This window comes from Pseudomonas sp. HMWF006 (assembly GCF_003061205.1).
In the GTDB taxonomy this organism is placed as follows: Bacteria; Pseudomonadota; Gammaproteobacteria; order Pseudomonadales; family Pseudomonadaceae; genus Aquipseudomonas; species Aquipseudomonas monsensis.
This window is the reverse complement of record NZ_QAIU01000144.1, coordinates 2,967-6,445: the sequence shown is the minus strand read 5'-3', so window position 1 is coordinate 6,445 and position 3,479 is coordinate 2,967. Positions and strand designations below refer to the sequence as shown.

Annotated in this window: 1 protein-coding gene; it reads right to left on the bottom strand. The window is 60.2% G+C overall.

Annotated elements, in window-relative coordinates; genetic code table 11:
• A partial coding sequence (locus DBR24_RS31550; RefSeq protein ID WP_256591285.1) for a filamentous hemagglutinin family protein occupies window positions 1-3,479 on the bottom strand: 3,479 nt, incomplete at both ends.

The window sequence follows — 3,479 nt, the reverse complement described above, 5'->3', positions numbered from 1 at the left end:
GCGACAGGGTCACGTTGCCCCAGGTGTCGTACACGCGTTTCGGCGGGGTGTAGACCACGGTGGTTTTCGAACCCCGACCGGCGTTGATGTCGCCTTCGGCGGACCAGCCGAGGATCGAGCCACCAAACGTGGTCATGATCCGGCTCTGTCCCAGCAGAATGCTGCCCTGGGAGTAGAGCTGAATATTGCCCGAGCCCTGGGTAATGATCCCCGCCGTCGAGGGCGGCGCCGCGCCCTCGATGCCGAACACCTGACCACCGCCTGGCGTGAGCATCTGGATATCGCCACCGAACAAAGTCTTGACCCCGGCACCGCCATAAAGCGTGATGTCGCCGTCGTAGCGGATCGGATTGCCGGCCACATCGGTGGTCGGGAACAGCGAAGCAATGGCGTTGCGACCACGCAGGTAACTGCCTTTGCGCGGGCCATCGACATCGTTGTATTCCAGGCCACCAGCACGCAGTTCGGCGAAGTACACCTGACGGGCGAAGATCGCCTGCTCCGCACGTGGCAACGCAGCGAAGAAGGCTTGCGCCTGTTCGGTGTTGCCGCTGAATCCATAGCCGAGGGTCAGCCAGCTTTGCAATTCGTCGAGGTAAGTCTTGACCACTTTGCCTGGCTGCCCGTTGAGCGATGCGTTCGGGTCGGCAAGGTTCTGCGGGTTCAGATAGCGGGCAATGAACCGCGAATAATCCGGCCCCTGCGCGCCCACACCGGCCTGCAATACCACGCTGGCACCCGGTTGTTTATCGCCTGCCACCAACGAGCCGAGGCTGGTGATGCTGGCGCGGTTTTCCATAAGGATATTGCGCCCGGCGTTGATATCCAGCGTTCCCGGCCCGGCGATATCAAAGTTGCTGTAGAGAATGTCGCGACCTGCTGACACTCGCGATACGTCTCGCGGATCATTGTGGACAAACAGGTTGCCGGTGGAAGAAATGCCATCCTTGCCGTTGCTTATTTCTGAACTCGGTACTGCCGTAGGCTGCCCCAGGGTGGTGCCGGAGGCGACGATGTCACGACCGGCGATCATCCACACAGGACCGGCCGCTTCGTACCAGGTGCGTTTGGAAGTGGAAAAGCTCAACGTTTCACCACTGCGAACGCCCACCAGGTCCCCCGTCAGTGCGTAGATTCGCGCCGGCCCCTGTACGTCGTTCAAACCCGAATAGCTATCGGGACCAAAGGCAAACAGCGGATATCGCACGTTACTCTCTGGTGCCACGCCATCGTCGCTGTAGTTGGTGCGCACCGGCTTGCTTGTGTTGCTGTTGGTGGTAAAGGTGTTGAACGCCGGGTTGAACGGCGTGGTAATGGCCATCGGGCTCGCCCCCGACTGGTTGATCGCATAGCCACCGGCGTAGATAGAGTCACCTGCCAGCAGTTCAAGCTGTCCCGACTTCGACGGAGCCAGGAGCAGTGAGTAACCTTGCAGCGGGTAGTTGTCTACGCCAGTGAACGTCGCGGATGGTCCTGCATAGATGGATCCCTGGCCCGCCACCGCACGAAGTATCGATGGATAGACAAACCGGCCATCGGTAGGAGAGGTATTGCGGCCCGTGATCAGACCGTTGGATGAGTTGACCTCGGATATCTGTGTGCCCGGCGTCAGGTTCCCGCCAGCCGAGAACAGATCGATTGCGGTGTGGTCGGTCCACAATGAGAAGCCGCTCAGAGTACCGCCCTGCTGAACGCTACCGTTGGCGGCCATGATCGGGCTGGCGTTCATCAGACTCACTCGCCCAGGATCCGCTGCACCACCCAATACCAGATCCCCACGGCTGCTCAGGCTCATGCCCGAGTCTCCCGGAATCAGCACCACGCCTCCGGAAGCGCTACCGGTGGTCGAGGTAAATGGATCAAGTGCCCGGGTTTCCCGAAGATCATTGACCACGGTGCTGGCGCCGTACCTCAGGTTGATGCCACCCAGTGCTCCACCCGTCATTTGTGCCGCACCGCGCAGGTTGATCAGCGCACCTTGCAGATCATGGACCGGTTTGCCGATACCGGTTTCTCCTGCCCGCGCTTGCAGCGACGGGTTGAACGTACCGCCGATTCGAATATCCATGTCACCCCCCCCGGTCATCTGCACGCTGCCATCGCTGGCGACTCGACCGGTGCTGCCGACTGCGACGATCAGACCTTGGCTTCGAGGATTGTTCACGGCATCCCCCAACGGCTTGAGCATGCCGGCATCACCACCGGCCCGCAGGCTGATATTACCGCCGCCCAAAGTGCCGAAACCGGTGACCCCGACCAGGTACGGTTCGGTATTGGTGTTCGTATCTGGCATCAATTGGGTGGCATAGCTGCCGAAGTTGATCCACCAGGCCGTGGGCATATCCGGGTTGTCCGTGCCTTGGCGCCACAGCCAGTTGCCCACCGCGACACTTGCGATCTGCTCCCGGGTTCCACCTGAAGTCGATCGAGTTTTCTGCCCTACCGAATCGCCCGAAACAGACCCGCCCGCGTTGATCGTCAGATTGCCGCCCATCTGCGGATACCAGGCCTGGTAAAGACTGTCGGTGCCGCCGTTGACCCATTTTTCATAATCGGCACCGGCGCTGCCCAATACCGAATTACTGTTCGAGAGATACCCGCGTTTCTGGTTGTACAACGGATCGACGTTCGCTGATTGAGTGCCGGCGGTATAAACGCCAAACGGTGAATCCATGCTCAAGTTGCCGGCAGCCATCAGATCAAGATCGCCAGTACCGGTGCGCAGCACACTGAACATCTGGCTGTGGGCCTTGGCGGTTGTGCCGGGATTATTGCCGATGCAGAACTCCGGATAGATTTCACAAAGGACCTGATACTCCTCGGGAACGGGTTCGTAGTCAGGTCCTTGACCACTGCCCGGCGCCCATACCCAGCGTGCCATCGGCACACAGAGCCCTTCTATCTGCGCACAGATCTCCAATTGGTCATCGGGCACAGGGTAATACCCCGGAAGGTCATACGGATTGCCCGGTGCCCACACGAGTATCCCGGTTGCCTGGGTAAGCGTGACACCGTAATGAGTGTCCGCCAGCCGCAGATTGCCATCGGTGGTGACAGGCTTCACGGCACGGCTGTCCGCCGCCTCTAGATCGGCACCCGCCACCGCGCGCATCGACCATGACGCACTGCCCGAAGGCAACATACTGGCCAACGCCCAGTTCTTGCCTTGCTGCGTGCCGTTGAACGGACGCAGTTCGATCAGCGAAGTGCCGTCGGCAAGCTTTACATCAGTCATCGAAGGAATCAGCGAACCGCGCAGCAAGGCCAGCGAGCTGCTCAGTTTCACACCGGAAACCGTTAAAAGATCGAGGTCGAAAACCCCTGGCAACGGCACGCCCTTGGGCCAGGTCATGGCCTTTAGGCTCGTGGCCTTGTTCAGACGGATACCGGAACCCAGGCGAGAGTTCGCCGGCAACGTCACACTTTCGCTGAGCAACGTTCCCGCCGCGTACAACAGATGACCATCGGCATCATGGATA